The sequence below is a fragment of the Pseudomonas sp. 910_23 genome, from assembly GCF_052850795.1.
In genome coordinates, this window is the sequence record NZ_VXCZ01000001.1 from 94,750 (window position 1) to 117,960 (window position 23,211).

The 23,211-nt window shown below is 59.7% G+C and carries 22 protein-coding genes; 15 read left to right on the top strand and 7 right to left on the bottom strand.

All coding sequences use genetic code 11. The annotated features are described in order from the left end of the window. Positions 1 to 152: 152 nt before the first annotated feature. The 5 genes from FW800_RS00425 to ispD all read left to right on the top strand — a co-directional run bounded on the left by FW800_RS00425 (position 153) and on the right by ispD (position 5,239). A complete protein-coding gene (locus tag FW800_RS00425; protein WP_005785740.1) occupies positions 153 to 1,784 on the top strand; it encodes a CTP synthase in 1,632 nt (543 codons plus the stop codon). Between the two features lie 5 nt (positions 1,785 to 1,789). Further along, positions 1,790 to 2,635 carry a 3-deoxy-8-phosphooctulonate synthase gene (gene kdsA, locus FW800_RS00430; RefSeq protein ID WP_003189190.1) on the top strand — a complete coding sequence of 282 codons (846 nt, stop codon included), beginning with the start codon at positions 1,790 to 1,792 and terminating at the stop codon, positions 2,633 to 2,635. Between the two features lie 157 nt (positions 2,636 to 2,792). Further along, positions 2,793 to 4,082, top strand: coding sequence for a phosphopyruvate hydratase (gene eno, locus FW800_RS00435; protein ID WP_032877366.1), 1,290 nt, complete (start codon positions 2,793 to 2,795; stop codon positions 4,080 to 4,082). A gap of 171 nt (positions 4,083 to 4,253) precedes the next feature. Then, positions 4,254 to 4,532, top strand: a complete 279-nt coding sequence (gene ftsB, locus FW800_RS00440) for a cell division protein FtsB (protein WP_003189195.1) — start codon at positions 4,254 to 4,256, stop codon at positions 4,530 to 4,532. Beyond that, positions 4,529 to 5,239, top strand: a complete 711-nt coding sequence (gene ispD / locus FW800_RS00445; RefSeq protein ID WP_446436754.1) for a 2-C-methyl-D-erythritol 4-phosphate cytidylyltransferase — start codon at positions 4,529 to 4,531, stop codon at positions 5,237 to 5,239. The genes ftsB and ispD overlap by 4 nt, the downstream gene beginning before the upstream one ends. 3 nt (positions 5,240 to 5,242) lie before the next feature. Here the strand turns inward: ispD and FW800_RS00450 are convergent, their stop codons facing one another. After that, the gene (locus FW800_RS00450) at positions 5,243 to 8,263 is read right to left on the bottom strand and encodes a membrane-targeted effector domain-containing toxin (protein ID WP_446436755.1); all 3,021 of its coding nucleotides are present in this window, start codon (positions 8,261 to 8,263) and stop codon (positions 5,243 to 5,245) included. Between the two features lie 69 nt (positions 8,264 to 8,332). Further along, positions 8,333 to 9,229 (bottom strand): LysR substrate-binding domain-containing protein, encoded by an 897-nt coding sequence (locus tag FW800_RS00455; protein WP_005785749.1) that lies wholly within the window; start codon positions 9,227 to 9,229, stop codon positions 8,333 to 8,335. A 109-nt stretch (positions 9,230 to 9,338) separates the two neighbouring features. Here FW800_RS00455 and FW800_RS00460 point away from each other — a divergent pair, with 109 nt between their 5' ends. The 8 genes from FW800_RS00460 (at position 9,339) to rpoS (ending at position 16,462) form a co-directional block, all read left to right on the top strand. Next, the gene (locus FW800_RS00460) at positions 9,339 to 10,451 is read left to right on the top strand and encodes an S-(hydroxymethyl)glutathione dehydrogenase/class III alcohol dehydrogenase (RefSeq protein WP_005785751.1); all 1,113 of its coding nucleotides are present in this window, start codon (positions 9,339 to 9,341) and stop codon (positions 10,449 to 10,451) included. A gap of 8 nt (positions 10,452 to 10,459) precedes the next feature. Then, complete coding sequence (fghA, locus tag FW800_RS00465) at positions 10,460 to 11,305, top strand: S-formylglutathione hydrolase (protein WP_032877364.1); 846 nt, start codon at positions 10,460 to 10,462, stop codon at positions 11,303 to 11,305. A 54-nt stretch (positions 11,306 to 11,359) separates the two neighbouring features. Beyond that, positions 11,360 to 11,833 (top strand): 2-C-methyl-D-erythritol 2,4-cyclodiphosphate synthase, encoded by a 474-nt coding sequence (gene ispF / locus FW800_RS00470; protein WP_032877363.1) that lies wholly within the window; start codon positions 11,360 to 11,362, stop codon positions 11,831 to 11,833. Continuing rightward, positions 11,830 to 12,888 carry a tRNA pseudouridine(13) synthase TruD gene (gene truD, locus FW800_RS00475; RefSeq protein ID WP_032877362.1) on the top strand — a complete coding sequence of 353 codons (1,059 nt, stop codon included), beginning with the start codon at positions 11,830 to 11,832 and terminating at the stop codon, positions 12,886 to 12,888. The genes ispF and truD overlap by 4 nt, the downstream gene beginning before the upstream one ends. After that, positions 12,876 to 13,625 carry a 5'/3'-nucleotidase SurE gene (gene surE, locus FW800_RS00480; RefSeq protein WP_005785760.1) on the top strand — a complete coding sequence of 250 codons (750 nt, stop codon included), beginning with the start codon at positions 12,876 to 12,878 and terminating at the stop codon, positions 13,623 to 13,625. Before truD ends, surE begins: the two co-directional genes overlap by 13 nt. A 41-nt stretch (positions 13,626 to 13,666) precedes the next feature. After that, the gene (locus FW800_RS00485) at positions 13,667 to 14,302 is read left to right on the top strand and encodes a protein-L-isoaspartate(D-aspartate) O-methyltransferase (protein WP_010176736.1); all 636 of its coding nucleotides are present in this window, start codon (positions 13,667 to 13,669) and stop codon (positions 14,300 to 14,302) included. A 209-nt stretch (positions 14,303 to 14,511) separates the two neighbouring features. Next, positions 14,512 to 15,348, top strand: a complete 837-nt coding sequence (locus tag FW800_RS00490; protein WP_032877360.1) for a peptidoglycan DD-metalloendopeptidase family protein — start codon at positions 14,512 to 14,514, stop codon at positions 15,346 to 15,348. A gap of 106 nt (positions 15,349 to 15,454) precedes the next feature. Continuing rightward, the gene (rpoS, locus tag FW800_RS00495) at positions 15,455 to 16,462 is read left to right on the top strand and encodes an RNA polymerase sigma factor RpoS (protein WP_032877359.1); all 1,008 of its coding nucleotides are present in this window, start codon (positions 15,455 to 15,457) and stop codon (positions 16,460 to 16,462) included. A 166-nt stretch (positions 16,463 to 16,628) separates the two neighbouring features. Here the strand turns inward: rpoS and FW800_RS00500 are convergent, their stop codons facing one another. After that, positions 16,629 to 16,838, bottom strand: coding sequence for a cold-shock protein (locus FW800_RS00500; protein WP_002554837.1), 210 nt, complete (start codon positions 16,836 to 16,838; stop codon positions 16,629 to 16,631). A 387-nt stretch (positions 16,839 to 17,225) separates the two neighbouring features. Here FW800_RS00500 and dcd point away from each other — a divergent pair, with 387 nt between their 5' ends. Continuing rightward, positions 17,226 to 17,792 (top strand): dCTP deaminase, encoded by a 567-nt coding sequence (gene dcd, locus FW800_RS00505; RefSeq protein WP_003189215.1) that lies wholly within the window; start codon positions 17,226 to 17,228, stop codon positions 17,790 to 17,792. Between the two features lie 108 nt (positions 17,793 to 17,900). Then, the gene (locus FW800_RS00510) at positions 17,901 to 18,101 is read left to right on the top strand and encodes a hypothetical protein (RefSeq protein WP_032877358.1); all 201 of its coding nucleotides are present in this window, start codon (positions 17,901 to 17,903) and stop codon (positions 18,099 to 18,101) included. 23 nt (positions 18,102 to 18,124) lie between these two features. On the opposite strand, the gene pdeM is transcribed toward FW800_RS00510, so the two are convergent. From pdeM to FW800_RS00530, 4 genes are read right to left on the bottom strand one after another with little or no spacing between them, the layout of a single operon-like run. Then, the gene (gene pdeM, locus FW800_RS00515; RefSeq protein ID WP_078820477.1) at positions 18,125 to 18,775 is read right to left on the bottom strand and encodes a ligase-associated DNA damage response endonuclease PdeM; all 651 of its coding nucleotides are present in this window, start codon (positions 18,773 to 18,775) and stop codon (positions 18,125 to 18,127) included. Further along, on the bottom strand, positions 18,775 to 21,255 hold the full coding sequence (locus FW800_RS00520) for a ligase-associated DNA damage response DEXH box helicase (RefSeq protein ID WP_103733458.1): 2,481 nt from the start codon (positions 21,253 to 21,255) through the stop codon (positions 18,775 to 18,777). Before FW800_RS00520 ends, pdeM begins: the two co-directional genes overlap by 1 nt. A 57-nt stretch (positions 21,256 to 21,312) precedes the next feature. After that, positions 21,313 to 22,077: an ABC transporter ATP-binding protein gene (locus tag FW800_RS00525; protein WP_005785775.1), complete on the bottom strand. Its 765-nt coding sequence runs from the start codon at positions 22,075 to 22,077 to the stop codon at positions 21,313 to 21,315. 13 nt (positions 22,078 to 22,090) lie between these two features. Further along, complete coding sequence (locus tag FW800_RS00530) at positions 22,091 to 23,209, bottom strand: succinylglutamate desuccinylase/aspartoacylase family protein (protein WP_446436756.1); 1,119 nt, start codon at positions 23,207 to 23,209, stop codon at positions 22,091 to 22,093. Positions 23,210 to 23,211: the final 2 nt, after the last annotated feature.

A 23,211-nucleotide genomic window follows, 5' to 3' on the forward strand; every position in this document is an offset into this window, starting at 1 on the left:
TCAACGTACCGGTGTTTCCTTGCTGGTCTGTCACAACGCGGCGGTTTTTTTGAAAGGTGCACTGTGATTAATGCAGGTGATCGGGGGCTTCGGCCTTCCTTCGCTTTCCCCGGCGGCTCGGACCGCTTTAACGCAGACTTCTAGGGTTTTTCATGACGCGCTACATATTCGTCACGGGCGGTGTTGTTTCTTCATTGGGGAAAGGCATTGCCTCCGCTTCATTGGCGGCCATCCTGGAGGCGCGGGGGCTTAAAGTCACCATGCTCAAGCTGGACCCGTACATCAACGTTGACCCGGGCACCATGAGCCCGTTCCAGCACGGTGAAGTGTTCGTCACTCACGACGGCGCCGAGACCGACCTGGACCTGGGCCACTACGAGCGGTTCATCCGCACGACCATGACCCAGAACAACAACTTCACCACCGGCCGTGTCTACGAGCACGTGCTGCGCAAAGAGCGCCGTGGTGACTACCTGGGTGCAACCATCCAGGTGATCCCGCACATTACCGACGAAATCAAGCGCCGCATCATCAAGGGTGCAGGCGATGCCGACGTGGCGATGGTCGAGATCGGTGGCACCGTGGGTGACATCGAATCCCAACCGTTCCTTGAAGCCATCCGCCAGCTGCGTTTCGAAGTCGGCGCCAAGCGCGCGATGCTGATGCACCTGACACTGGTGCCGTACATCGCCACCGCCGGCGAAACCAAAACCAAGCCTACCCAGCACTCGGTCAAGGAGCTGCGTTCCATCGGCCTGCAACCGGACGTACTGGTGTGCCGCTCCGATCACCCGATCGACATTTCCTCGCGCCGCAAGATCGCGCAATTCACCAACGTTGAAGAGCGTGCGGTGATCGCGCTGGAAGACGCCGACACCATCTACAAGATCCCGGGCATCCTGCATTCGCAGGGGCTGGATGATTTTGTGGTCGAGCGTTTCGGCCTGCAGTGCAATGGCGCGGACCTGTCCGAGTGGGAAGCCGTGGTCGACGCCAAGCTCAACCCTGAGCATGAAGTCACCATCGCCATGGTCGGCAAGTACATGGAGCTGCTGGACGCGTACAAGTCGCTGATTGAAGCGATGAGCCACGCCGGCATCAGCAACCGTACCAAGGTCAACCTGCGCTACATCGATTCCGAAGACATCGAGAACCAGGGCACTGCGCTGCTCGAAGGCGTTGACGCGATTCTCGTGCCGGGCGGTTTCGGCCTGCGTGGCGTGGAAGGCAAGATCACCGCGGTGCAATACGCTCGCGAGAACAAGGTGCCCTACCTGGGTATCTGCCTGGGCATGCAAGTGGCCGTTATCGAGTTCGCCCGTAACGTGCTGGGCTGGAAAGACGCCAACTCCACCGAGTTCGATCACAGCAGCGGCCACCCGGTCGTCGGCCTGATCACCGAGTGGGAAGACGCCACCGGCGCCGTTGAAACCCGTACCGAAACGTCCGACCTGGGCGGCACCATGCGCCTTGGTGCGCAGGACTGCTTGCTGGAAGCCGGCTCGCTGGTACACGACTGCTACGGCAAGGACGTAATCGTCGAGCGTCACCGTCACCGCTATGAAGTGAACAACAATCTGCTGCCGCAGATCAAAGAGGCTGGCCTGAAGATTTCCGGTCGCTCCGGTGACGGCAAGCTGGTTGAAGTGGTCGAAGCGCCGGATCATCCGTGGTTCGTGGCCTGCCAGTTCCACCCGGAGTTCACCTCGACGCCGCGCGACGGTCACCCGTTGTTCAGCGGTTTCGTCAAAGCAGCACTGACGCAACATCAGAAGAAGGCGTAACCCTGATGGCCCAGAAGATCATTCGCGTAGGCGATATCGAGATTGCCAACGACAAGCCCATGGTGCTGTTCGGCGGCATGAACGTGCTGGAAAGCCGCGACATGGCGATGCAGGTCTGTGAAGAATACGTGCGGGTTACCCAGAAGCTGGGCATCCCATACGTGTTCAAGGCCAGTTTCGACAAGGCCAACCGTTCTTCCGTGACCTCCTATCGCGGCCCGGGGCTTGAAGAAGGCATGCGGATCTTCCAGGACATCAAGCAAGCCTTCGGCGTGCCGATCATCACCGACGTCCACGAGCCTGAGCAGGCTGCCGTGGTCGCCGAGGTGTGCGACATCATCCAGTTGCCGGCCTTCCTGTCGCGCCAGACCGACCTCGTGGTGGCCATGGCCAAGACCGGCGCTGTGATCAACATCAAGAAAGCCCAGTTCCTCGCCCCTCAGGAGATGAAACACATCCTGAGCAAGTGCGTGGAAGCGGGTAACGACCAGTTGATCCTCTGCGAGCGTGGTTCGAGCTTCGGCTACAACAACCTCGTGGTGGACATGCTCGGTTTCGGCATCATGAAACAGTTCGAATACCCGGTGTTCTTCGACGTGACCCACGCGCTGCAAATGCCCGGCGGTCGTTCGGACTCTGCCGGTGGGCGACGTGCCCAGGTCACCGACCTGGCCAAGGCGGGCATGAGCCAGTCCCTGGCAGGCCTGTTCCTTGAAGCCCACCCAGACCCGGACAACGCCAAATGTGATGGCCCATGCGCCCTGCGCCTGGACAAGCTGGAGCCATTCCTGGCCCAACTCAAGCAGTTGGACGAGCTGGTCAAGAGTTTTCCGACGGTAGAGACCGCGTAACTGCCATTTCTCCGGTAGAATTTCCCACGCTAAATGCTCAGGCCCTTGGGCCTGAGCCTTGTCGTCTGCAAGCCTGCCCCGTTGTTCCACCCTTGCGGTCGGTCAAAAGATTTCCTTCAGCTGCGTCGTTTTCGTCAACTTTGGAGTGTTTACAACAATGGCAAAAATCGTCGACATCAAAGGTCGTGAAGTTCTCGACTCCCGTGGCAACCCCACCGTCGAAGCCGACGTGCTTCTCGATAACGGCATCATCGGCAGCGCCTGCGCGCCGTCCGGTGCTTCCACCGGTTCGCGCGAAGCGCTGGAACTGCGTGATGGCGACAAGAGCCGTTACCTGGGCAAGGGTGTACTCAAGGCTGTAGCCAACATCAACGGTCCGATTCGTGACCTGTTGCTGGGCAAGGACCCGCTGGACCAGAAAGCCCTGGACCACGCGATGATCAAGCTCGACGGCACTGAAAACAAAGGCAGCCTCGGCGCCAATGCAATCCTCGCCGTGTCCCTGGCTGCCGCCAAGGCAGCAGCTCAGGACCAGGACCTGCCGTTGTACGCGCACATCGCCAACCTGAACGGCACCCCGGGCGTCTACTCGATGCCGGTACCGATGATGAACATCATCAACGGTGGCGAGCACGCGGATAACAACGTCGACATCCAGGAATTCATGGTGCAGCCGGTGGGCGCCAAGTCCTTCTCCGAAGGCCTGCGCATGGGCACCGAGATTTTCCATCACCTCAAGGCTGTACTGAAGGCCCGTGGCCTGAGCACCGCCGTGGGTGACGAAGGTGGTTTCGCACCTAACCTGGCGTCCAACGAAGATGCGCTGAAAGTGATCTCCGAAGCTGTGGCCAACGCTGGCTACAAACTGGGCACCGACGTGACCCTGGCCCTGGACTGTGCGGCCAGCGAATTCTTTGAGGATGGCAAGTACAACCTGTCCGGCGAAGGCCAGGTGTTCAACTCAGAAGGTTTCGCTGAATACCTGAAGGGCCTGACCCAGCGCTACCCGATCATCTCGATCGAAGACGGCCTGGACGAGTCCGATTGGGATGGCTGGAAAATCCTCACCGACAAGATCGGCGAGAAAATCCAGCTGGTGGGCGACGACCTGTTCGTGACCAACACCAAGATCCTTAAAGAAGGCATCGACAAGAAGATCGCCAATTCGATCCTGATCAAGTTCAACCAGATCGGCACCTTGACCGAAACCCTGGAAGCCATCCAGATGGCCAAGGCTGCGGGCTACACCGCCGTGATCTCCCACCGCTCCGGCGAAACCGAAGATTCCACCATTGCCGACCTGGCCGTGGGCACTTCGGCGGGCCAGATCAAGACCGGCTCCCTGTGCCGTTCCGATCGCGTTTCCAAGTACAACCAATTGCTGCGCATCGAAGAGCAATTGGCAGGTAAAGCAAAGTACAACGGTCGCGGCGAGTTTCGCGGCTAAGCAGTAAATGGTAAAAAGTCGGCGGGTTGCGTCAGAAATTTCACGAAAGTGTGAATTTCGGCGCTAATCTGCTGACTGACAAGCGCAAGCCTGGTTTTTCCAGGCTTTGTGCTATCAGTTGCTGCAAAAGGTTTGCATGACTGTCTTTTTTCACTGGATATCCGGATTTCGATGCGCAGTCCCAATTGGTTGTTCCTCGTCTTGCTCTTGTTGCTGGCTGGCCTGCAGTACCGCCTATGGGTCGGTAATGGCAGCTTTGCGCAGGTGGAAGAGCTGACCCAGCAAATTGCCGACCAGCGTGCCGAAAACGAACGCCTGCTGGAGCGCAACCGTGTCCTGGACGCCGAAGTGCTTGAGCTGAAAAAAGGTACGGAGACCGTTGAAGAGCGGGCTCGCCATGAGTTGGGCATGGTCAAGGAGGGCGAGACCCTCTACCAGTTGGCCCAATGAACAACGATCTACCGGCCTTCTGGGCCGTGATTCCTGCCGCGGGCGTCGGTGCCCGTATGGCCGCGGACCGTCCCAAGCAATACCTGCAATTGGGCGGGCGCACTATTCTCGAACACAGCCTCGGCTGTTTTCTCGACCACCCTTCGCTCAAGGGCTTGGTGGTCAGTCTTGCTGTTGATGATCCTTATTGGCCCACCCTGGCGTGCGCCACAGACCTGCGCATCCAGCGTGCGGACGGTGGCTCGGAACGCTCGGGCTCGGTGCTTAATGCACTGCTGCACCTTAATGCCCTGGGTGCCAGCGATGATGACTGGGTGCTGGTGCATGACGCGGCGCGGCCTAACTTGAGCCGTGATGACCTCGACAAACTCCTGGCTGAACTGGCGGATGACCCGGTGGGCGGTCTGCTGGCGGTGCCGGCTCGCGACACGCTCAAGCGCGTCGACAAGCATGGCCGCGTGGTGGAAACCGTTGACCGTAGCCTGATCTGGCAGGCTTATACGCCGCAGATGTTCCGCCTGGGGGCCTTGCACCGCGCCTTGGCCGACAGCCTGGTGGCGGACGCCGTGATCACCGACGAAGCGTCGGCCATGGAATGGTCCGGCCAGGCGCCGCGGCTGGTCGAAGGGCGTGCGGACAATATCAAGGTCACCCGCCCCGAAGACCTTGAATGGCTGCGTCAGCGCCGGGCTTATCAGGCGTCCTGACCCTCAGCCGTAGACTTGCTCCAACCCGGGCAGGGTTTTCAGCTCGCTCACCAATGCCTCAATGCTGTCGAATGGCTTCTCATCAATAGGCCAGCCGACCACGTTGATGGAGTTCCGGCCTTCCTGGCTGTTGATCCTGAAACTGCGCAGGTCCCCGCGTCGGGACCGATAGTCAATGTGGGTGGCCTCGGTGAGCATGAATTGGCCTGGCCGTGTCAGCAGTGCCTGGGCCGACTTCACCACTCGACTGTGCGAAGGGCCGGGCTGTGATTCCATTGAGTGCTGCAACGCGGCAGGATCAACGCGCAAGACCAGGTTGGCTTTGACCGTGCCTTCCCCTTTGTTCAGGCCCAGGCTGGCGGTGCGCCCCGGATCGACTTCGATGCCCAACGGGTGGGTGCCCATCCTATCTTCTATCCGCAGGCCGATGCTGCCGGTGAGTTCGGCCAGCCCAGGGATGTCCTTGAACGTATTGGTGTGGGTATCGCCCACCAGTGCGACCCATTTACCGGGTTGGCGCTTGGAGGTCTGGATCCACTGAATCACCTCGGTAGCGTAATAGTTCATCATCCGCTGGCGCAGGGTTCCCGCACTGTCGCGCATATCGCGAAGTATGTAGCTCACGGTGCAGTCGATCGGCTGGATCTTGATTCCGGCCTCTCGGGCTTTGGTCACGACGTTTGTGAATGAGTAATAGTGGTTTCGGGGCAATGGGTAGATCCCGTTCAGGAAGTTTGTCAGCGCCTCGGCCATAGGGGCGTTCTTCGACCGGTAAAAAGCCTTCAGCATCGGAATATGCACATCCGTCAGCAGATGTTCGAAGTAGATGCGTTTGACACCTTGGCTGGCGAGTATCTGCATGTTGTCGATCAGAAAGGCTTTGCTCGATTCGGCGCTGTGGCTTTCGCCGATCACGAGGCCGTCACTGGCACGTAGCAGTTTCTCGATAATGCTTTGCTGTGATTCGTTCAAGCTCAAGCGGGGGAGGACCGGCTGCAGGGGCGAGTAGGGCAGGTGGTGAAAGAAGATCGCCGAATCCTGGTTTAATTGGCTCCTTTTCTCAAAGAACAGTCTCCGGGCGTTGCTGATCGACTGTGCATCCATTCCGAAGGGTTCGAAATCTTCCGAAAATGAGCTGGTGTCGGTGAGCATCTGCACGACGGTCTCGCGCACGGGCGCTGGCATCTGGTAGGCGCTGAAGAAACTCAACTGCTGGGTGCTATCGAACAGTTTGTAAACCCGTTGCCAGGCATTGCGAAATGCCCCCCCTCCGGTCAATCCGGCACGTCGCCATTGCAGGTCGGAGCTCTGAATAGCGTAGAGACCCGTGGCTTGAGTCTTCTCGGGGGCTTCTGGATTATTCACGAACAGCTCAAAAGAACCCCAGTCATTCGGGCTTTTGTAGGTCAGGAAGGTCTCGCCCTGAATCTTGACGGTCTGCAAGCCGCTGGGAGATGTTGCAGCGACCAGGGGGCGAGTCTCGGTTTGGGCGGAGGCCTGAGTGATCACCTTGACGTTGATCTGGCCCTCCTCTGCCCGCGTAGCCGGGCCAAGCACGGGGCGTAACGCCTCGAGACTGCTCGCGCCTTTGCTGATGCCGTGGATAACCACCGGGAGCGCGTTCAGGGCGCCGAACACCATGCGCTCAACGGCGTGGGGTTTGTCCTTGAGCACGTCATCGGCGCCGATCGCCATGCCAGTCAAACCTGAGGTAATGAAACAAAACTCCGCCAGCAACGCGGTGCCCATGGTCAGAGCCACGGGGATCGCCAGCAGGCAGGCTTTATCCAAGGCGTCGAGGGTGTCGGCTTTGAATGTGTCCAAGGGCGAGATAAAGGTTTTGGCTGCCAATTTTGCAATCCGACTGCGGATCTGTCGTGCGATAAACGCAAATGGGTTGCTTCTGAGCGCCGGATACATTGGGTTATTAATGTATTGCTCGGGGTCCCAATAACCGTTGCGCAACAAGCTATTGAAAAAACCGGGGGGGCTGGAAGATTCCGGGTACATCGCCATACCGATCAATGCTTCCTCGACACCACAGTAGATCAGGCCGGAGTCAATCGAGTCGGGTTCAAAGTGGTTGGTCAGCGCTTTGCGCTGGGTCGGGTCCTTGGCCACTTTCACCAGCGCATTGCGCATGTCCGTTGGGCTGTTGAAACCATGGATGGGGGAGGAGTTGCCGGGGACGTACAGCAGGGTGATCTGGCTCTGGGTGTCGGTAATCGTAAGAATGTCGGTGGCGTCGAACTGATGAATGCGCAGCACGCGCACGGATAAGTTTTTATCCGGTGAGTAGGGCGCCTGAAAATCTTCAAGGGTCAGGTTGCTGGCGTCCCTGTCGACGCCGATACCTGCCGCTCGTGCGGCCAGTTGCCGTTCTGCTTCGGTGAGCGTGAATTCTTCGTACTGATTGAGGTAAGCCTTGGCGAAGGCAATGCGCATCAGGGTGGTGTAATTGTCCCGATGCTCCCCCCAGAATTGGGTGATGGCCTTGTCATAGGTTTGTTCAAAGTTGCTTGAGTCAATCACCTTTCTGAGAACAGCAGGTGCGATCTCCAGTTGGGTGGTCGGGTCGTAGACCTGAGGTTCGCTTTGCCGGTAAAGCGCCTCATACCGTCTGGGCGGGATCCAGCCGGAAGTGATGAACTCTTCGTTGAACATTTGCGGTATGCGGTTATCCATCAGGCGCGGCAGTTCATCGACGATATTGAAGTACGGCGCGATAGTGGAAAAGCCCGTGTTGTTGATCATGCCGCCAGGGGCATGGGGCGCATTGCAGATCATGGCCTCGGTCAGGCTCATGGATTGGACTATCACTGCAGTGTAGGGTGCATTGGGATTGTCGAGGTTGTATTCCAGAGTGGTCAGGAACGTAGTATCCGGGTCCAGTTGTTCCTGAGTGAATGGTTGTAGCTGCTCGCAAAGCAATTGGGCTGCGATTGCGCTGGGCACCGGAAAGTCGGCCAGAACCTTTCGGACAAAATGATTGATATGCTGGAGTTGCCGAGTGTTGGACGTCATGGGCTTGCCTGGTTTTCTAATGAAAGCGGTTATTAACCGGTGTCCAGGCAATGCACGAACGGTAGCTGTTTATGTTCGATAGACCGAATTGTCACCCAAGCCTTCTTTGAGAAAGTCCACCAGCTTCCTGACCTTCGGCGACAAATGCCGCTGCTGCGGGTACAGCGCCCACACCGCCGTATTCGGTGGCTGATGCGCCTCCAGCAACGACACCAGCGCACCACTGTGCAAATGCTCCAGCACGTAATAATCCGGCAGCTGACACAGCCCTACACCTTGCAGCGCCGCATCCAGCACCGCCTGCCCACTGTTACAGCGCCAGTTTCCCTGAACCCTTTGGGAAAATTCCCGCCCGTCCTGGGCCAGTTGCCAGATATCCGAGCTGCCGATCAGGCAGTTATGCCGACTCAGTTCCGACAAGCTATGTGGCCGACCATAGCGTTCCAGGTAGGAAGGGGAGGCGCACAGGTACATGCGCCGCGGTGCCAGGCGGCTGGCGACCATGCGCGAGTCTTGCAGGCGACCCAGGCGGATGGCCAAATCCAGGCCCTCGTGCACCAGATCCAATTGACGGTTGCTCAGTTCGATATCCACCCGCAGTTGCGGATAGAGCGCCATGAACCGGGTCACCAGTGGCACGATAAAGCGCTCGCCATAGGCCACTGCGCAGGTCATGCGCAACATGCCCTTGGGTTCGCTGGTGAGGTCGCCTACCGCCCGCAGGGCTTCTTCGCGACCATCCTGCAAACGCTGGCAATGCTGCAGAAACGTCTGACCCGCTTCGGTCAGCGTCACCTTGCGTGTACTGCGATACAACAGGCGCGTTTGCAACCGCTCCTCCAGGCGTGCCACCTGGCGGCTTATATGGGACGACGATACTCCCAGGCGCTCGGCCGCCGCCGTGAATTGGCTGCACTCGGCCACTGCGACGAATTCGTCGATGCCTTCCCAGCGGTTTTCCAGCATGGTCATTATCCCTGTACAGCAATAAAGTTTTGCTTTCGCCTGGATTATTAATCAGACAGCCATGTTTTACACTGCTGCAATCAATTTTTAACCCCCTGGAGAAACCCGGATGATCAAGTCCCGCGCCGCCGTAGCCTTCGAAGCCAAGAAGCCCCTTGAGATCGTGGAAGTGGACGTCGCCATGCCCAAGGCTGGCGAGGTGCTGTTGCGGGTGGTTGCCTCCGGCGTGTGCCACACCGATGCCTATACGTTGTCGGGTGCGGACCCGGAAGGCATTTTTCCGTCGATCCTGGGTCACGAAGGCGGCGCAGTGGTCGAAGCCATCGGCGAGGGCGTAACTTCAGTCGCTGTCGGCGATCATGTGATCCCGCTGTACACCCCGGAATGCGGCAAGTGCAAATTCTGCCTGTCGGGCAAGACCAACCTGTGCCAGGCCATCCGTTCTACCCAAGGCAAAGGCCTGATGCCGGATGGCACTACGCGCTTTTCCTACAAGGGCCAGCCGATTTTCCACTACATGGGCACGTCGACGTTCTCCGAGTACACCGTGTTGCCGGAAATCTCCGTGGCCAAGATTCCTAAGGAAGCGCCGCTGGAAAAAGTCTGCCTGCTTGGTTGCGGCGTCACCACAGGCATCGGCGCGGTGCTCAACACCGCCAAGGTCAAACCGGGTGACACCGTGGCTATCTTCGGGCTGGGCGGTATCGGCCTGTCGGCCGTGATCGGCGCGGTCAAGGCCAAGGCCGGTCGCATCATTGCCATCGACATCAACCCGGCCAAGTTCGAAATCGCCAAGCAACTGGGGGCTACCGACTGCATTAACCCGAAGGATTACGACCGCCCAATCCAGGACGTGATTGTCGATTTGACCGACGGCGGCGTGGACTTTTCCTTCGAGTGCATCGGCAATGTGCAACTGATGCGTGCGGCGCTTGAGTGCTGCCATAAAGGCTGGGGCGAGTCGGTGATCATCGGCGTGGCCGGTGCCGGCCAGGAAATCGCTACGCGTCCGTTCCAACTGGTCACCGGGCGCGTCTGGCGCGGTTCGGCATTCGGTGGCGTGCGTGGGCGCACAGAGCTGCCAAGCTACGTGGAAATGGCCCAGACCGGTGAGATCCCGCTGGACACCTTCATCACCCACACCATGGGCCTTGAAGATATCAACAAAGCGTTTGACCTGATGCATGAAGGCAAGAGCATTCGTACCGTCATTCACTTCTGAGGTCGGCCATGAGTCTGGAAAACCTGTCATGCCAGAAGAGCTTCGGCGGCTGGCATAAACGCTACAAGCATCATTCCGATGTGCTCGGTTGCGACATGACCTTCGCCGTCTATCTGCCGCCGCAAGCAGAGCAGGGCGGTAAGTTGCCGGTACTGTACTGGCTGTCCGGCTTGACCTGCACCGATGAGAACTTCATGCAGAAGGCTGGCGCCCAGCGCATGGCCGCCGAGCTGGGTTTGATTATCGTCGCACCGGATACCAGCCCGCGCGGCCCCGGTGTGCCGGACGATCCGGACAACGCCTGGGACTTCGGCCTCGGCGCTGGTTTCTATCTGAACGCCACGCAGGAGCCCTGGGCCCAGCACTATCGGATGCATGACTACGTAGTGCAGGAGTTGCCGGCCTTGGTGGAGGCGCATTTCCCGGCGTCGGCTAAACGCGGCATCAGCGGTCACTCCATGGGCGGACATGGCGCATTGGTATGCGCGCTGCGTAACCCGGGACGCTACCAATCGGTGTCGGCGTTTTCGCCAATCAACAATCCGATGGACTGCCCCTGGGGCCAGAAAGCTTTTTCCCGTTACCTGGGCGAAGAGCGTTCCAAGTGGCGTGAATGGGATGCCTGCGTGCTGATCAGCGAAGCCTCGGAAAAACTGCCGCTACTGGTGGACCAGGGCGATCGTGACGACTTCCTTGCGGTTCAGCTCAAGCCCGAGGCCCTGCAGCAAGCGGCCAAGGCGGCCAACCATCCGTTGGAACTGCGCCTGCAACCTGGCTACGACCACAGCTACTTTTTCATCGCCAGCTTCATCGAAGACCATTTGCGCCATCATGGTCGTGCTTTGCTCGGTTAATGTGAGGCAAAAGTAGGTAGAATCACGCCCTGAATTAAATCGGGGCGTTTTTTTATGCGTATTGGCCACGGCTACGATGTGCACCGTTTCGCTGAGGGCGATTTCATCACCTTGGGCGGCGTGCGCATCGCACACCACCATGGGTTGCTGGCTCATTCCGACGGCGACGTTGTCTTGCATGCCTTGAGCGATGCCTTGCTCGGCGCGGCGGCATTGGGCGATATCGGCAAGCACTTTCCGGACACCGATCCGACCTTCAAAGGTGCGGACAGTCGTGTGTTGCTGCGCCATGTGGTCGGGTTGATCCATGCCAAGGGCTGGAAGGTCGGCAACGTCGACAACACCATCGTGGCCCAGGCGCCCAAGATGGCCCCCCATATCGAAGCGATGCGTGCGCTGATTGCCGCAGACCTGCAAATTGAACTGGATCAAGTCAACGTGAAAGCCACCACCACCGAAAAGCTCGGATTTACCGGTCGTGAAGAGGGCATCGCCGTGCACTCCGTTGCCTTGTTGCTGCGCGCATGAACGATTTGCAACTGCTGGGCCCGCGGGCCTACGGCGAGGCCTTGGGCAGCGCGGTGCTGAAGGCGACGGCAGAAGACTTCCAGGTTGATGAGGTGCTGGACATTCCGTTGACTGGTGACGGTGAGCACCTGTGGCTGTGGGTGGAAAAGCGCGGCTTGAATACTGAAGAGGCCGCACGGCGTATCGCCAAGGCCGCCGGTGTGCCGCTGCGCACCGTCAGCTATGCCGGGCTCAAGGACCGTCAGGCCCTGACCCGCCAATGGTTCAGCGTACAGTTGCCCGGCAAGGCCGACCCGGACCTGAGCGGTGCGGAAAACGACACCCTCAAGATCCTGAAAACCACCCGCCACAAGCGCAAGTTGCAACGTGGTGCGCATTCGGCCAACGGCTTTACCTTGCGTCTGACCCAACTGGCCGGCGATACCGCCGCCATCGACGCGCGTTTGCAGTTGATTGCCCGGCATGGCATTCCCAATTATTTCGGCGCCCAGCGCTTTGGCCACAACGGTGGCAACGTGGTGGATGCCCGTGAATGGGCTGCTCGCAAGGCCCTGCCGGAGCAACGCAACGTGCGTTCGCGGTTGCTGTCCACCGCTCGTAGCTACTTGTTCAACAAAGTGCTGGCAGCGCGTGTCGCCGACGGTTCCTGGCAGCGCGCCCAGGTGGGTGACCTGCTGGCCTTTACCGACAGTCGCAGCTTTTTCCCTGCCGGGGAGGCTGAATGCAGCGACCCGCGCCTGGCGATCCTGGACTTGCACCCGACTGGCCCACAATGGGGCGAAGGCGACTCGCCGGCGAAAGGTCTTACGCATGATCTGGAACAATCTGTCGCTGCCAGCGAATCCGACCTACGTGATTGGCTGGTGAATGCAGGAATGAGCCAGGAACGTCGCATTCTGCGACTGCCCATTGGCGGGTTGACGTGGCATTATCCCGGGCCTGACATTCTGCAATTGGAATTCGTCCTGCCGGCCGGATGCTTCGCCACTGTCTTGGTGCGCGAGCTTGTTGATCTGGTGCCGGTGGGGCAGACGGACAGCCCATGCGTATTCTGATATCAAACGATGACGGTGCCACCGCACCCGGTCTTGCCGCGCTCTATGCTGCGCTGCAGGATTACGCCGAGTGCGTGGTGGTTGCCCCCGACCAGGACAAGAGCGGCGCCAGCAGTTCGCTGACGCTCGACCGTCCGCTGCACCCGCAGGTTCTGGCCAATGGCTTTATCAGCGTAAACGGCACCCCCACCGACTGCGTGCACCTGGCAATCAACAGTTTGCTGGAGCATGAGCCGGACCTGGTGGTGTCGGGAATCAACCTGGGCGCCAACCTGGGTGATGACGTGCTGTATTCCGGCACCGTGGCGGCGGCCCTTGAAGGGCGCTTCCTGGGGCGCACCGCGTTCGCCTTTTCCTTTGCTTCGCGGCAACTGGATAACCTGGCGACCGCGGCGTATTTCGCGCGCAAGCTGGTGCAGGCCCATGAGTCTCTGGACCTGCCGCCGCGTACGGTACTCAACGTGAATATTCCCAATCTGCCCCTCGACCGTATCCGCGGTATCCAGCTGACACGCCTGGGCCATCGCGCGCGCGCGGCGGCGCCCCTGAAGGTGGTCGACCCGCGCGGCAAGGAAGGCTATTGGATCGCCGCGGCCGGTGATGCCGAGGATGGCGGGGAAGGCACGGATTTTCATGCGGTGATGCAAGGCTATGTGTCAATTACCCCGTTGCAATTGGATCGCACCTTCAGTGATGCCTTCAGTGGCCTCGATGGCTGGCTGGAGGGACTGCGTTGATGGCTCGTGAACAAGACGACTTGTTGCGCCGTGGCATCGGGATGACTTCCCAGCGCACCCGGGAGCGGTTGATCCAGCGTCTGTACGAAGAAGGCTTGTCCAACGCCCAGGTGCTGGAAGTGATTCGGCGTACGCCGCGGCACCTGTTTGTCGATGAGGCCCTGGCGCACCGCGCCTATGAAGACACGGCGTTGCCTATCGGCCACAACCAGACCATCTCCCAGCCCTACATGGTTGCGCGCATGAGCGAGCTGTTGCTGGCGGCCGGGCCCCTGGACAAGGTGCTGGAGATCGGCACCGGCTCCGGTTACCAGACAGCTGTGCTGTCACAGTTGGTAGAGCGAGTGTTTTCGGTAGAGCGCATCAAGGTGCTGCAGGACCGTGCCAAGGAGCGCCTGGTAGAACTGAACCTGCGCAACGTGGTGTTTCGCTGGGGCGATGGCTGGGAAGGCTGGCCGGCGCTGGCGCCGTACAACGGCATTATTGTCACCGCCGTGGCCACCGATGTGCCTCAAGCTCTGTTGGATCAGTTGGCGCCGGGCGGGCGGCTGGTCATCCCGGTGGGCTCCGGCGAAGTGCAACAGTTGATGCTTATTATCCGCGAGGAAGAAGGTTTTTCCCGGCACGTGCTGGGCGCGGTGCGCTTCGTGCCGCTGTTGAATGGCCCCTTGGCCTGAGCATTTATTCCCTGGCAGTGAATTCTGCTGGCGAGGATGTGTCTTACGCCGGGGTCTATTGAATCAACAGGCTTGGCAGCCGCAATTGAACAAGATGAATTTTTCGTTTCAGTCGGGTGCCAGTAAAAAGCCAATGCCCAGTTATACTTGCGTCATATTTCAAGCCTGATCCAGGCGTTAACGTTCAGCCACCACAAAGGGAGCGGCGGGTGAGTCTCACAGGTCCTGCGCAGCGAATGAGTAAAACAAGCTTTCAGCGACTGGTGCTTGGCCTTGTCTTGAGTTCCTTATTGGCCGCCTGCTCGAGCACTCCATCGGGCGGTGCGCGTGTCGTTGACCGCACCAACGCAGCACCGCAGCGGCCCACGGTGACCACGGGCCAGTATGTGGTGCGCAAAGGCGACACACTGTTCTCCATTGCCTTCCGTTATGGCTGGGACTACAAGGCGCTGGCCGCTCGTAACAACATTCCCGTGCCCTACACCATTCATCCAGGGCAGACCATTCGTTTCGATGGCCGCACAGGTTCGGCGGCTACGGCAGTTGTGACAAAGTCGGGATCTTCGCCATCGTCTTCGAGCAAAACCACCGTCATCACCCGGCCTGCAGGCAGTGCTTCGCCTAGCGTTGCAAGCAAGCCCGCACCCGCGCCGTTGCCACCTGCAGGGCCGGCGCCGACCGGCTGGGGATGGCCTTCAAATGGCGTACTGATTGGAAAATTCTCTTCAAACGGTAGTTTGAATAAAGGCATTGATATCGCCGGGGATTTGGGACAGCCTGTTTTAGCTGCGTCTGATGGGACGGTGGTGTACGCCGGGAGTGGTCTACGGGGCTACGGCGAGCTGGTCATCATCAAACACAGCGATACCTACGTCAGTGCCTACGGTCATAACCGCAGGCTGTTGGTTCGGGAGGGGCAGCAGGTCAAAGTCGGACAGACAATTGCCGAAATGGGTTCAACGGGCACAGACCGGGTGAAACTGCACTTTGAGATTCGCCGCCAAGGGAAGCCTGTAGATCCGCTGCAATTCCTGCCCCGTCGTTGATGTGTTGCACAGCCTGTTCCCTCACGTAGAAGGAACAGGCTCCAGCGTTGCCAAGGATAAAGGCGTCGCTTGAGCTTGAGGTCGAACTCACCAAAGGACTATAACAATGGCTCTCAGTAAAGAAGCGCCGGAGTTTGACATCGACGATGAGGTTCTCCTTATGGAGGCCGGCATCGATACGGATCCGATGTCAGATAATGAAGGAGCGGCACCACCTTCAGTTCGTACCAAATCCAGGAACGCCTCCGCGTTAAAGCAACACAAGTACATTGACTACACTCGGGCGCTCGATGCGACTCAGTTGTACCTCAATGAAATCGGCTTTTCCCCTCTGCTCACTCCCGAAGAAGAAGTCCATTTTGCGCGCTTGTCGCAGAAGGGCGATCCGGCTGGGCGCAAACGCATGATTGAAAGCAATCTGCGCCTGGTGGTGAAAATCGCCCGACGCTACGTCAATCGTGGGCTGTCGCTGCTGGACTTGATCGAAGAGGGCAACCTGGGCTTGATTCGGGCGGTGGAGAAGTTCGACCCCGAGCGGGGCTTCCGCTTCTCGACGTATGCCACCTGGTGGATTCGCCAGACCATCGAACGGGCGATCATGAATCAGACCCGCACGATCCGGCTGCCGATCCATGTGGTCAAGGAGCTCAACGTCTACCTGCGGGCGGCGCGTGAGCTGACGCAAAAACTCGATCATGAACCTTCGCCTGAAGAGATCGCCAACCTGCTGGAAAAACCGGTAGGGGAGGTCAAGCGCATGCTGGGCCTTAACGAGCGTGTATCGTCGGTCGATGTCTCGCTGGGGCCGGATTCGGATAAAACCCTGCTGGACACCCTGACGGATGATCGCCCGACCGATCCCTGCGAGCTGTTGCAGGACGATGATCTTTCCCAAAGTATTGACCAGTGGCTGTCAGAGCTTACGGACAAGCAGCGTGAGGTGGTGATTCGCCGCTTCGGCCTGCGTGGTCACGAGAGCAGCACCCTGGAAGATGTAGGCCTGGAGATTGGCCTGACCCGTGAGCGGGTGCGGCAGATCCAGGTGGAGGGCCTCAAGCGCTTGCGTGAGATCCTTGAGAAGAATGGCTTGTCGAGTGAGTCGTTGTTCCAGTAAGCGACGCAGCTTGAAAGCTTGAAAGCTTGAAAGCTTGGATGTGGGAGGGGGTACGCCCCCCTCCCACATTTTTTATGCCCGGCTTTTGTTCAGGCCTCTCTCAAAATCCAGGCATAAAAAAACCCCGCTTTTAAGGGCGGGGTTTTTTCGACTGAGTCAGTACAAGTTAGATAACTTGAACTTCTTCAGCTTGCATGCCTTTCTGACCGCGGGTAGCGATGAAAGAAACCTGTTGGCCTTCTTTCAGGCTTTTGAAGCCGTCGGATTGGATAGCTTTGAAGTGAACGAACAGGTCGTCACCGGATTGTGGAGTGATGAAGCCGAAGCCTTTTTCATCGTTGAACCACTTAACGGTACCAGTTTGGCGATTAGACATGGTGTAACTCCTTGGACAAAGTTAACTGCGACTCAGGAAAAGCCCTGGCCGAGACTGAGTGCAAAGAGCAGGAAAAATTCTTGGAGATGGTTGGATCGAAATTCAACATATCGTGTAGAGATTCTCAGTGACACAAGCAGCACAGTGGCGCCACCTTAACCCTTTTTCCGGAACGTGCCAATGGTATTTCCGAAGGTTTCTCTATTTTCGTGACTGGCGGTGGTATTTACAGCCATCCCTGACGGCAATCCCGGCCCCGGCCGCGTTGGCTGAGGCTTATAGCGGGCAGGGCTTTGATCAAGAAAACCCTTGCGGCCTTTGAACCCCAAGGCTGGCCCCGGTAAGATGGCCCACAGATTTTTCCACCTCGCTATTCAGGACACCGCCATGAGCATCAAATCGGACAAGTGGATTCGCCGCATGGCGCAGGAACACGGCATGATCGAGCCGTTCGTCGAGCGCCAGATTCGTGGCGAAGGTGACGAGCGGGTGATTTCGTACGGGGTCTCCAGCTATGGCTATGACGTGCGTTGCGCCGATGAATTCAAGGTGTTCACCAACATCAATTCGGCGATTGTCGATCCGAAGAACTTCGATGAAAAAAGCTTCGTCGACGTCAAGAGCGACGTGTGCATCATCCCGCCCAACTCCTTCGCCCTGGCGCGTACCGTGGAATTCTTCCGCATTCCCCGCGACGTATTGACCATCTGCCTGGGTAAAAGCACTTACGCTCGTTGCGGCATTATCGTCAACGTCACCCCGCTTGAGCCGGAGTGGGAAGGTCATGTGACCCTGGAGTTCTCCAACACCACCACCTTGCCGGCAAAGATCTATGCCAATGAGGGCGTGGCACAGATGCTATTCCTGCAGTCCGACGAGGCTTGTGAAGTGTCCTACAAAGACCGCGCCGGCAAGTACCAGGGCCAGCGTGGCGTCACTCTCCCACGCGCTTGATCGAAAGCTCCTACGGTTAAAGGGAATTAGTCTGCACAAAGTGACTCTATTCAGGTGTACTGCCTCGGCGCGTGCAAAACGCGTCGGGCCACGCTTGAGGAGTACCTTATGAAGATCGACCCGCGAATCAGCGCAGAACTCGCCCGGCTTGAACCCAACCAGATTGGTGTTCTGGCCTGGTCCCTGATGGCTAACCCCGCTCACGCGGGCGGCATTCCCCCCGGCCAACCAGAGCCCGATTACCCACAGCCCACCGAACCAGGTGAGCCTACCCTGCCTGACGAGCCACCACCGGCCCCCGTCGCCTGATATTCGGACGGCCGGTCAGCACTTCACTGAATCGGCCAAACGGTTTGATCGCCGATCACAAAGATTCGGCGGTCATCACCCTGCTCCACGGCATAACCTCCCGTAAATGCGCCAAACGCCGGCAGCAGGCTGACCCGCTCACCGATCTGGAAGCACGGCAGGCGCAAGCGCTGACGGCCTTTGCCGCGCAAGCGATACACCGGATGCACGTGCCCCGCCAATACGTGGTGGCTGGGGTGAACGTCGGGTTCGTGTTGCAAGGCGAAAGGGCCCATCAATAGCGGCTCCGGGACCACCTCAATTCTCAAGTCGTCCGGGGGATCGCCGGCGCGTTTATCGTGATTACCGCGAATCAAGGTCAAGGCCAGTTCGCCATTGCGTGCACGCCAGGCCCGGATCGCGCTGAGGGTGCCGCTGGCGTGAGAACCTGGGCCATGCAGGAAGTCACCGAGAAAGATCAACTGCGCGCACGGCAGTGCCGACAACAGCCTGTCCAGGCGTTCCAGATTGGTCGTGGTGGTGCCCTGGGGCACAGGTTGTCCCAGGCTGCGATAGGCCGATGCTTTGCCAAAGTGCGCATCGGCAATAAGCAGGCACTGACGAGCGGGCCAGTACACGGCCTTGTCCGCCAATAACCACAGTTCTTCGCCTGCAAGCGTCAGTGCACAATGCATCAAGCTTTTCCTTTGTCGGCGACTTTTTCCAGGTCCTTGACCATCCGTGCGATGCGCTCCGACAACTTCTCCGAACTCATGCTTTCGCGCATTCGTTCCACCAACAGCGGGAAGGCCAGGGGCGTGGGCCGCTGAATCGTATGCACGTCCAGTTTCAGTGCCGATAGATGACTTAATGTCTCTTCCAGCCGACGAATATCCAACTCATCGCGCAAGACTTCTTCCCCTGCCTGGGCCAGCAGCAGGTTCTGCGGGTCATATTGCTTGAACACTTCAAAGAATAATCCGCTGGAAGCCTGCACCTGCCGCGTGCTTTTCGGCGCACCGGGATACCCGGCAAACACCAGCCCGGCGATCCGCGCGATTTCGCGAAAGCGGCGCAGGGCCAGTTCTCCTGCGTTAAGGCTGGCGGCCACATCCTCCAGCAAGCGCTGGGGGCTCAGCAACGCCGTATTCAACAACAACGACCAGTTCACCGGCGTGGCGCTCAACAGTTCCAGGCCATAATCATTCACGGCTATGGAGAAGGTCACCGGCTGCTGCTGACTGACCCGCCACGCCAGTAAGCTCGCCAGGCCCAGGTGTACCTGACGGCCGGCGAAGGGGTACAGAAACAGGTGCCAGCCTTCTCGCGATTGCAGGGTTTCGGCGAGCAGGTTGTCGCGCGTCGGCAGGCCAGACCAGCGCAGTTGGGTGTGCAACAACGGTTGTACCGCCTGCATCTCCGGGCCGTCGAAGTGCCCATGCGCCGCCGCATCAAAACGTTCGACCACCGCCTGGGCCAGTTCATTGGAAAGCGGCATACGCCCGCCATTCCAGCGTGGCACCGCGGCTTTTTTCGCGCTGCTGCGGCGCACGTAGGCGGTCATGTTTTCCACGCGCACCAATTCCAGCAAACGCCCGGCGAACAGAAACCCATCTCCCGGCTTGAGCCGCGCAATAAAGCCCTCTTCGACACTGCCCAGGTTCTTGCCGCCGCCACCCTTGCTCCAGAATTTCAACTGGATACTGGCATCACTGACGATGGTACCGACGCTCATGCGGTGACGGCGTGCCAGGCGGGCATCCGGGACACGCCAGATGCCATGCTCATCGGGCTCCACACGGCGGTAATCCGGATAGGCGGTAAGTGACAGGCCACCATGGCGTACAAACCCCAGGGCCCAGGCCCAATCCGCTTCGGTGAGATCGCGATAGGCCCAGGCGCCGCGCACTTCCGCCAGCAGCGCATCCGGGGTAAACCCACCCCCTAGGGCCATGCTGACCAAGTGTTGCACGAGCACATCCAGCGGCTTGTGTGGCGATTCCCGCGCTTCGATGCGCCGCTGCGCAATTGCATCCTGGGCGGCAGCAGCCTCCACCAGCTCCAGGCTATGGGTCGGCACCAGCGTCACCCGTGACGGCCGACCCGGTGCATGGCCGGAGCGCCCGGCGCGTTGCATCAGCCGCGCCACACCTTTCGCGGAGCCGATCTGCAACACTCGCTCCACCGGCAGGAAGTCCACACCCAAGTCGAGGCTGGAGGTGCACACCACCGCCTTGAGCTGCCCATCTTTCAATGCTCGCTCCACCCAATCCCGGGTCTCCCGCGATAACGAGCCGTGGTGCAGGGCAATCAATCCGGCCCAGTCCGGGCGGGCATCGAGAATCGCCTGATACCAGATCTCCGATTGCGCCCGGGTGTTGGTAAAGACCAGGCAACTGCTGCTGGCCTCTACCTCTGCGACCACTTGCGGCAACATCTTCAAGCCGATATGCCCGGCCCAGGGAAAGCGCTCGGTGACGGGCGGCAGCAAGGTGTCGACCTGCAGTGCCTTGGCCGTCTGCCCCTGTACATTGATCCCACCGCCCTGTGGGACCAGAACCTCCAAAGCGTGGGCCTGATTACCCAGCGTCGCGGAAATGCCCCACACCATCAACTCAGGATGCCAGCGCCGCAAGCGCGCCAGCGCCAGTTGCAACTGCACGCCGCGCTTATTGCCGATCAGCTCGTGCCATTCATCCACGATCACCATGCGCAGGTGCGCCAGGCTCGTCTCACTGTCGGCCCGTGCGAGCATCAGCGTCAGGCTTTCCGGGGTGGTGACCAGAGCGGTGGGTTGGCGGCGGGTCTGGCGTGCGCGCTCGCTGCTGCTGGTGTCGCCGGTACGCAGGCCCACGCTCCAGGGAATTTGCAGGGCGTCCAAGGGTGCCTGCAGGGCACGTGCGGAATCGGCAGCCAAGGCACGCATCGGCGTGATCCACAGCACCGTCAATGGTTCAGCGGGTGGCTTGCGCTTGCCGGTAGCGGGCGGGCGGGTGATGGCGAAACGGTTGAGGGCGGCGAACCACAAGGCATAGGTTTTACCTGCACCGGTACTGGCATGCAGCAGCCCTGACTGGCCAGCCTTGACCGCTGCCCATACATGTTTCTGAAAGGCGAACGGTTTCCAACCTTTGGCGGCAAACCATTGTTTGGCGAAATCGGGGTTTTTTGCCATGCGGCAGCGGACGCTCTGGAGGCTCTATTGCAGAGACCCTCCAGGCGTCACAAAGGTTTACTTCAAATTGCCACTTAGAAACTGCTGCAGGCGCTCGCTTTTCGGATTGCCCAGCACATCCTCGGGGGTGCCTTGCTCTTCCACCAGGCCCTTGTGCAGGAACAGCACCTGGCTTGAGACCTTGCGCGCAAAGCTCATCTCGTGAGTCACCATGATCATGGTGCGGCCTTCCTCGGCCAGGCCCTGGATCACCTTCAACACTTCACCCACCAGTTCCGGGTCGAGGGCCGAGGTGGGTTCATCGAACAGCATCACCTCAGGCTCCATCGCCAGGGCGCGGGCGATGGCTACCCGCTGTTGCTGGCCGCCAGACAGGAACGCCGGGTACTGATCGGCTACACGTGCCGGCAGCCCGACCTTGTCCAGATAGCGGCGGGCGCGGTCTTCGGCGTCTTTCTTGCTGCACCCCAGCACGCGGCGCGGAGCCATGGTGATGTTTTCCAGCACGCTCATATGGCTCCACAGGTTGAAGTGCTGGAACACCATCGCCAGCCGTGTGCGCAAGCGTTGCAGCTCGGCGTCGTCGGCCACGCGCATACCGTGGCGGTCGCTGACCATGCGGATCGCCTGGCCGTCCAGGGTCATGGCGCCATCGTTGGGGGTTTCCAGGAAGTTGATACAGCGCAGGAACGTGCTCTTGCCGGAGCCGCTGGCGCCGATCAGGCTGATCACGTCACCGGTCCTGGCCTTGAGCGAAACACCTTTGAGCACTTCATTGTCGCCATAGCTTTTATGCAGGCCTTCAACGGTCAGTTTGTACATGGGGCGTGCATCCTCAAGGCGAAAGTAGATAGCCGCTGCGGTAGGCCTGCGTGCCGGCGATATGGCCGATGACCATCCCGGCAGTGGCCATGCGTCGCAGCGAACGGGCGTACAGCAGGCCGGTGTGCTCGCAGCGCACCGGCGTTACGCGGTCGGTAATGGGATCGATGATTTCGGCGAGCAGTTGCCCGGCCTCCAGGTATTGACCCGGCAAGGCACTGAACACCAGCAAGCCGCCGACTGGGCTGGTGACGGGCTCCACACCCGCCAATGGCGTGGCCGGGTAAGCCAGGGCGGGCAGGGGCGTCACGTCGCCGGTAATGGCGCCGAAGTGGATCAGGTAATCGATGATGGCCTGGCAGTCCAGCGCGGCAAGAGCATGGTTTACATCGCCCTGGCCGCGCAGTTCGACGGTCACCGAAAAACTGCCCATGGGAATCGGGAAGCGCTCGCCGAAACGTTGCTGCAACTGCCACCACACCAGGGTGAAACACTCATCAAAGGACTGCCCGCCGGAGTCGGTGGCCAGCAGGTTGGCCTCGGAGCCGAGGTACCGGGCCAATGGCTCTACCTGTGGCCAGGCTTCAGGTGTGGTGTACAGGTGCGCCACGGCTTCGAAGTCGCAATGCAGGTCGAGCACCATGTCGGCATCACAGGCCAGGCGTTGCAGTACCAGGCGTTGGGATTGCAGTTGGGTCTGGGCGGTGTGCGCGGCGAGGGCGCTGGACAATGCGCTGCGGATCAAGCGGGCATTGTGCTGGGGATCATCGCCCAGCAGCTCTTCGACCTGGTTGCCGACCTCTTCGCCAAGGTCGACGAACAGGCGATTGAAGTTCTGCCCGCTTTCCAGTTCATAGCGGCCCAAGGGGATGTCCATTAACACTTGTTCGAGGCCCACCGGGTTGGCGACCGGCACCAGCACGATTTCGCTACGCAAGCGCCCGGCCGCGGCCAACTCGGCCAGGCGTACTTTCAAATGCCAGGCCACCAACATGCCCGGCAATTCATCGGCGTGCAGCGACGACTGGATGTAGACCTTGCCTGCGGCCTGCTGCGGGCCGAAGTGAAAACTGTGGATCTGCCGCGCCGTGCCGGGCACCGGCGCGATCAGGTCATGTCGCTGATGGCGCATGA

Bases quoted from the DNA above. Each gene is read 5' to 3' on its own strand.
- FW800_RS00525 (WP_005785775.1), bottom strand. From the start codon at position 22,077: ATGTACAAACTGACCGTTGAAGGCCTGCATAAAAGCTATGGCGACAAT.
- rpoS (WP_032877359.1), top strand. From the start codon at position 15,455: ATGGCTCTCAGTAAAGAAGCGCCGGAGTTTGACATCGACGATGAGGTT.
- FW800_RS00500 (WP_002554837.1), bottom strand. From the start codon at position 16,838: ATGTCTAATCGCCAAACTGGTACCGTTAAGTGGTTCAACGATGAAAAA.
- ispF (WP_032877363.1), top strand. From the start codon at position 11,360: ATGCGTATTGGCCACGGCTACGATGTGCACCGTTTCGCTGAGGGCGAT.
- FW800_RS00450 (WP_446436755.1), bottom strand. From the start codon at position 8,263: ATGACGTCCAACACTCGGCAACTCCAGCATATCAATCATTTTGTCCGA.
- FW800_RS00530 (WP_446436756.1), bottom strand. From the start codon at position 23,209: ATGCGCCATCAGCGACATGACCTGATCGCGCCGGTGCCCGGCACGGCG.
- FW800_RS00485 (WP_010176736.1), top strand. From the start codon at position 13,667: ATGACTTCCCAGCGCACCCGGGAGCGGTTGATCCAGCGTCTGTACGAA.
- truD (WP_032877362.1), top strand. From the start codon at position 11,830: ATGAACGATTTGCAACTGCTGGGCCCGCGGGCCTACGGCGAGGCCTTG.
- dcd (WP_003189215.1), top strand. From the start codon at position 17,226: ATGAGCATCAAATCGGACAAGTGGATTCGCCGCATGGCGCAGGAACAC.
- kdsA (WP_003189190.1), top strand. From the start codon at position 1,790: ATGGCCCAGAAGATCATTCGCGTAGGCGATATCGAGATTGCCAACGAC.
- pdeM (WP_078820477.1), bottom strand. From the start codon at position 18,775: ATGCATTGTGCACTGACGCTTGCAGGCGAAGAACTGTGGTTATTGGCG.
- FW800_RS00510 (WP_032877358.1), top strand. From the start codon at position 17,901: ATGAAGATCGACCCGCGAATCAGCGCAGAACTCGCCCGGCTTGAACCC.
- FW800_RS00460 (WP_005785751.1), top strand. From the start codon at position 9,339: ATGATCAAGTCCCGCGCCGCCGTAGCCTTCGAAGCCAAGAAGCCCCTT.
- eno (WP_032877366.1), top strand. From the start codon at position 2,793: ATGGCAAAAATCGTCGACATCAAAGGTCGTGAAGTTCTCGACTCCCGT.
- surE (WP_005785760.1), top strand. From the start codon at position 12,876: ATGCGTATTCTGATATCAAACGATGACGGTGCCACCGCACCCGGTCTT.
- fghA (WP_032877364.1), top strand. From the start codon at position 10,460: ATGAGTCTGGAAAACCTGTCATGCCAGAAGAGCTTCGGCGGCTGGCAT.
- ftsB (WP_003189195.1), top strand. From the start codon at position 4,254: ATGCGCAGTCCCAATTGGTTGTTCCTCGTCTTGCTCTTGTTGCTGGCT.
- FW800_RS00425 (WP_005785740.1), top strand. From the start codon at position 153: ATGACGCGCTACATATTCGTCACGGGCGGTGTTGTTTCTTCATTGGGG.
- FW800_RS00520 (WP_103733458.1), bottom strand. From the start codon at position 21,255: ATGGCAAAAAACCCCGATTTCGCCAAACAATGGTTTGCCGCCAAAGGT.
- ispD (WP_446436754.1), top strand. From the start codon at position 4,529: ATGAACAACGATCTACCGGCCTTCTGGGCCGTGATTCCTGCCGCGGGC.
- FW800_RS00455 (WP_005785749.1), bottom strand. From the start codon at position 9,229: ATGCTGGAAAACCGCTGGGAAGGCATCGACGAATTCGTCGCAGTGGCC.